This is a genomic window from Sutterella sp. (genome assembly GCF_030539355.1).
Taxonomy (GTDB): domain Bacteria; phylum Pseudomonadota; class Gammaproteobacteria; order Burkholderiales; family Burkholderiaceae_F; genus Sutterella.
Genome location: NZ_JAUNSF010000140.1, coordinates 1 through 5,612 on the forward strand (window position 1 = coordinate 1; position 5,612 = coordinate 5,612).

At 64.3% G+C, this 5,612-nt stretch carries 3 protein-coding genes; 1 reads left to right on the plus strand and 2 read right to left on the minus strand.

The window, feature by feature from the left end; all coding sequences use genetic code 11:
* Nucleotides 1-41 precede the first annotated feature (41 nt).
* A complete protein-coding gene (locus Q4F91_RS12555; protein ID WP_303338070.1) occupies nucleotides 42-3,002 on the plus strand; it encodes an autotransporter domain-containing protein in 2,961 nt (986 codons plus the stop codon).
* 118 nt (nucleotides 3,003-3,120) lie between these two features.
* On the opposite strand, the gene Q4F91_RS12560 is transcribed toward Q4F91_RS12555, so the two are convergent.
* Nucleotides 3,121-3,762 carry an alanyl-tRNA editing protein gene (locus Q4F91_RS12560; protein WP_303338071.1) on the minus strand — a complete coding sequence of 214 codons (642 nt, stop codon included), beginning with the start codon at nucleotides 3,760-3,762 and terminating at the stop codon, nucleotides 3,121-3,123.
* A 122-nt stretch (nucleotides 3,763-3,884) separates the two neighbouring features.
* The gene (locus Q4F91_RS12565; RefSeq protein ID WP_303338072.1) at nucleotides 3,885-4,733 is read right to left on the minus strand and encodes an N-acyl homoserine lactonase family protein; all 849 of its coding nucleotides are present in this window, start codon (nucleotides 4,731-4,733) and stop codon (nucleotides 3,885-3,887) included.
* Between the last annotated feature and the right edge of the window lie 879 nt (nucleotides 4,734-5,612).

The window sequence follows — 5,612 nt, forward strand, 5'->3', positions numbered from 1 at the left end:
TAATCTCACGCGTTACCAGCGGTCTCTCAAGTCTTATAAATATGACTGAAGAAGACCGCTCCAAGCTACTGGATGAACTGCAGGATTCCATGAGCGACGTCTACGTCAAGGGCGCCCATATCGGCACCGTCGGCGGCAGCATCGCTCTTGCCCGTACGGGCGGCGGCGCGACATCAGAGTCAATCGCCAATGCCTCGAGTGAAATAGAAACCGTCACCCTGAACCTGAAGGGCGGCTACAACGCCTTCACCCTCGCGGGCGGACTCTCGCTCGCAGTTGACAGCTCCGGCAATGCCGGAGGCTCTACCTCTGCGGATGGGGTCAAGACCTCCAATATTGAAGCTTCCTCTGACATTGGGGAAACCGTTACGAACATCACCGGCGGCGACAATGTCTATGTGATGGGCGGCGGCGCGGCATACGCCACGGCCAAGGACGGTCAGAACTCCCTCGTTTACGCGGTCAGCACCGTTGACTCCGCCACGATCAAAGTCTCGGGCGGCACGACTGACGGCATCTACGGCGGCGGTCTGGCAATCGATGACACGAATGCTGGTGAAACGAATGCACTCGCCAGCGTTGAAACGGTCAACATCTCGGTCTCGGCCGGCGAGGTGAACCTCGGCAACGTAGCTCCCATTCTCCAGATTGCCAAAGATCGTGCCGAAGACGCTCTTGAGACACGCGCCCCCACAAACAGCTCGTACCTCTGGGAGACCGCAACGCTCCTCGGTGACACCCAGGGTGCCGTTGCCATCCTTGGCGGCGGCATCGCCACGGGCGCCCAAGCAAATGCCACCGTTGACACTGTGACGATCTCGCTCACGGGCGGAGACATCGCCGGCAACATCTTCGCGGGCGGCGCGGCCACGCTCGGCGGCATCGCCAAAGTGAATAAGGCAACCATCGTCGTTGATGGCGCGGACATCGGCGGCTCCATTTACGGCGGCGGCCTTGCGGGCAGCCCGAACAACGACAATTACACGAACGCGTCGTATTACAGCCTGGCCGAATCGACTGTCAGTGACGTCTCCATCACGCTTGCCTCCGGCACGCTGGACGGCAACGTCTACGCGGGCGGATTCGAGTACGGGAACTCTTCCACCAAAGCCGAGACCGTGGTCGAGAACGCTGCCATCGTCATCTCCGACAGCAACGTCTTCCAGGGTCAAACAATCGACGGCACGGGCGCGACCTCGGCCTCTCTCTCGATCACCGCTGACCGCGACTTCTCGGTCCGCAGCGTTGCAGACACCACCTATTCGGGCAACGTCAACATCACCGGCTTCAACACGATCGCCTTCTCGGGCAATATCTCCGGCGTGAACTACTCGAGCGGCGGCAAGAACTCGACGATCACCGGCGGCACGGTCGACTTCGGCACTTTCACCGTCGCGGAAGGATCAGCAACGCAGATCGGTACTTCTGAATCCGTCGCCTACATCGGCGCACAGACCCTCCTGCGTTCCGGCACGGATCAAAGCCGGACGGCTGCTATCTCCGTTGTGAACGGAGCCTTCGGTCTGGCTTCGTCCGACGCCTCCGCCTCGGCCGTCTCCGCTCTGGCGCAGACCGGCAAGACTGCCGTGCTCTATGTCTCTGAAGCGATTGATGTCAGTCAGATTCTTGTCAAGGTCGGTTCCTTTGAAACCGAGCAGACAGCCGAGGCCGACATCATGACCGTGGCTGATACTCAGGCCGAAACCGGCATCCAGGTCGCCGGCGACGGTGCTCTCGTCGTGGATCTCTCGAAGAACGAGTCTGATCCTGTCACCATCGAAGGCACCGTCTCGATGGCCTCTGACTCGATCCTGCGTTTCACGGGGGTGGGCACTTCTGATTTCACGAACTCGCTCACACTGGCTCAGGATCCTGAAGGCGTGACGGTTCAGGTCGACAACGTCTTCTGGTCCTACGACTACGCCGACGGCAAGTACACGTTCCACCAGAACACCTCCGCAGAGAACGCCGCGCTCGGCATCTGTGACGATGTCGCGGGCTTCTACGCCACCCTTGACGCCTCGAGCGGCCTGCGCGAGCGTGTCGCGGGCACGTCCTACAAGGGCAGCGCGAACCTGCACGCCGGCATGAACCTCGCGGCCGCCGCGGGTGTTCAGATGGCGGCCATCCAGGGCTCGATGCTCGCCAACGAGGCCGCCTTCGGGCGCACCTCGGTCGCGCAGCCCTATGCCGAGGGCATAACGGGTTACGCGAAGGCCACGGGCACCCGTCTCGAGATGGGCGGCTCGCACGAGATGAACGCTGTCAAGGCTGACCTCGGCGGCGTGGTCGTGGGCGCGGACTGGACGGGCGGCGACGTCACGGCCGGCGCGCTCCTCTCGGCCGGCACGGGCTCCGTGCGCGGTCAGGACGGCAACTCGGGCGTCAAGAACGAAGTCGACTACTGGGGCGTCAACGCCTACGTCGGCAAGCGCTTCAACACCGTGAGCGTCGCCGCGCAGGCGGGCTACGTCCGCACCGACAACGACCTCTCGGACAGCTCCTTCACGCCTGCCAAGGCTGACGGCGTCAAGGCCGACGTCTACACGGTCGGCATCCGCGCGGAGGTGAAGCTCCCGGTCTCCGAGAAGGCCTGGATCGCGCCCTTCGTCGGCGTTGACTACGTCCGCGTCTCGACCGATGACTACACCGTCTCGAACGGCACGAAGGTCGGCGGCGTTGACCAGAACCTCTGGCAGGTCCCGGTCGGCATCGCGTTCTCGGGCAACCTTGAGACGGCCTCCGGCTGGACCTGGTCGCCGACCGCCGACGTGGCGTACCTCGGCAGCTTCGGTGACCGCGACGTCCGCGCCGTGACGACGAGCGGCTCCTCGGTCGGCTCCGTCACCATGGACGTCTGGTCGAAGAACCAGGTGAGGACGCGCATCGGCCTCGAGGCCTCTAAGGGCGCCTTCTCGCTCGGCATCAACGCCGGCGTCTCCGTGGGCAGCGAGGACACCCGCGGCATCTCGGGCCAGATCTACACGCGCTACACCTTCTGAGGCGCGTGAGGGAAGGGCGGTCTCACGGGACCGCCCGGGCCCCTGACAGCATGAATCCCGCTCCGGTCTCAAGCCTGGGCGGGATTCTTGTATGTGGGTAACGAGCTTCGGGCCCGGCTCATCCGATCGAGTACGAGACCGAGAGCTGTCCCTTCTTGAGCTTCATCTTCGTGATCGTCGCCTTGCCGATCTCCGAGGTGCTCGCGACATGCGTGCCGCCGCAGGGATAGGCGGGAAGCTCCCCCCAGGTCACGGTGCGCAGTTCCCCTTCCTGACCGATCTTCCTCGGGAGCGCCGAGGTCACGCACCGGTCAAGCTCGGCCTGCCAGGCCACGGCTTCCTCGGGCGAGGGCGCCGTGGTCACGCCCTCGGGCGGCGTGAAGACCACGCGCGACTGCCCGGGAAAGTGGTCGCCCTTGATCGCGTGCCAGCCGCGCAGGTCTCCGATCGTGCCGATCAGATGGCCGGCGGAGTGAAGCCTCGAGTGCAGGGCCCGGACCTCGGCATCCACGCGGATCTCGGTCTCGCCCTCGGGCACAGCCTGGGCGGTGATGTGAAGGATCTCACCCTCGCGGCTCACCGTGTTCTCCACGGGCACGTCGCCGATGAATCCCCGGTCGCCCGGCTGCCCGCCGCCCTGGGGATGGAAGAGCGTGCGGTCAAGGCGGACGGCGAAATGCCCGTCCTCAAGCGCCTCGCAGGAGAGCACCGTCGTGCGGCAGGTGAGTTCGTCCGAGGAGAAGTAGAGGGGTTCAGTCATGATGCGGGAAGGGGAAAGGTTCTGCCCCGCTCAGTATAGGCTGCGGATTTATCACCGACTTCGCTCCGGCAGTGAGCAAAACGCACAGCAGTCGTGAGAACCTCAGAAGAAGACCATTGTCCTCAGAGCTCGGTCACATGCGGCTTCACCGCCGCATCATGCGTGGCGAGCATCTCGACGCACTGCGGGTCACGGCTCTGTTCCGTGTGCCAGGCGAGGGACTTCTTCTGCGCCGCCTTGTCGAACGAAACGCCCGAGGTGACGCCCTCCCGCCAGGACTTCTCGCCGTAGCCGCCGTCTCCCGTGAGAATCACGAAGCGGCCGTCCCCGGCCCGGATCCGCACGGCGCACTGGCCCTCGGAATGCCCGGGGATGTGAACCAGCACCACGCTCCCGTCGCCGAAGAGGTCGAAGGAATGCCCGGCCGGCCCCTCGGCACCGTTCCAAGCGAAGGTCTCGAGATTCACGCCTCGCCACCAGTCGGAGCAGTAGCGGACACGGTCCACGAAGGAGCGCTTGCCGGCGGCCGCGAGTTCCTCCGCCGAGACGAGAATCTTCTTGGCGTCGCCCACGAGCCGCAGCCCGTTCGCATGGTCGCAGTCGAGGTGCGTGAGGAGCACATAATCGAGCATCTCCGGCGTGACGCCGAGCTTTGCGAGCCGTTCGTCAATTGCCTCGCCGGGACCGACGCGGCCCTGGTTCGTGAGGTAGAGGGGAAGGGAGCCCAGTGACCGGATCTGCGCCGCGCGGTCATAGACGCCGTCCGGGCTCATCTCGCGGTGCCAGCCGGTATCGACCAGGATCCGTCCATGCGGATGCTCGATGAAGTAGCAGAAGACGGGGAGCCAGATCCAGTCACGCTTCGGCGTCGTAAGGCCCGCGGCCTTGAGGACGCCGCAGTCGTCGCCGCCAAAAGGCAGGTAGGGCGAGACGCGGACATCGCCGGTGTGGATGGTGTGGATTCGGATCATGGGCAAGCGAACGGTTGGTCAGAGACTTTTTTTATTCTACACAGGTACAACAACGATTCATTGATCTCCGGATAGAACCGCACGTTGCCCCTGCGGATCGGAAGAGGCTGCGCCCCGGCTGTTCGCGCCAGAGTTACCTGCGTCCGCGGATGGGTTACTTCCGTCCGCACTTGAGTTACCCGCGTCCGCGCTTCGGTTACTGCGCGCCGTACGCCGCGGCAGGGCCGGCAGCATCGGCGCAGACGGCCGGAGCCGGCGGCCGCTGGCGCCCAGGCAACGGATCCGCGGATCGGTCGCAGACGGTCCGAAACCCCTCCGGACCCTCAAAAATTACTCAACATAATAGTTGTTATGTTGAATATTGACCATTTTTAAGCCATTTCGGGTCTGCGGAGCCTCCGGGACTTCGCTGATCCTGACCGAAACCGCAGCCGGTCTTCAAGCCTCCGGCGGCTTCGGCGCCTCGGTCTGCCGGCCCCTCGGACGACCGCGTTCTCCCTCCGAACGATCTGCCGTCGCTGCCCGGACTGCCCCGAAACCATCCTGGGCGTACGCCTGCAGCCCCGGCACTGCTCCGGTTCCTCCGTCCGCCGCCCAGGTTCCCCAGGCCCGTGCTCCCGGATCCCGGACCGCACGAGCCCCGGTCATGTGCCCGGACCTCGGCCGTGCATCCTCATCGGATTTCATTCCAGACCCAAATGTTGCGCCCATGCAGGACGCTCTTGGCTGACCGGCTGATCTGCGGTTTCGACCGGGTTCCGTATTCGCCGGGACTCCTGGCCCGGCATTTCCCGGCGGATTCATGCTTTCAGCAAGCATCCCGATCTGCGACAGACCGCTTCCGGCCACTTTCATTCGGTACGGCTTTCTCCGTTCCAA

Coding starts and splice junctions, on each gene's coding strand:
- Q4F91_RS12555 (WP_303338070.1), top strand. CDS start 42: ATGACTGAAGAAGACCGCTCCAAGCTACTGGATGAACTGCAGGATTCC.
- Q4F91_RS12560 (WP_303338071.1), bottom strand. CDS start 3,762: ATGACTGAACCCCTCTACTTCTCCTCGGACGAACTCACCTGCCGCACG.
- Q4F91_RS12565 (WP_303338072.1), bottom strand. CDS start 4,733: ATGATCCGAATCCACACCATCCACACCGGCGATGTCCGCGTCTCGCCC.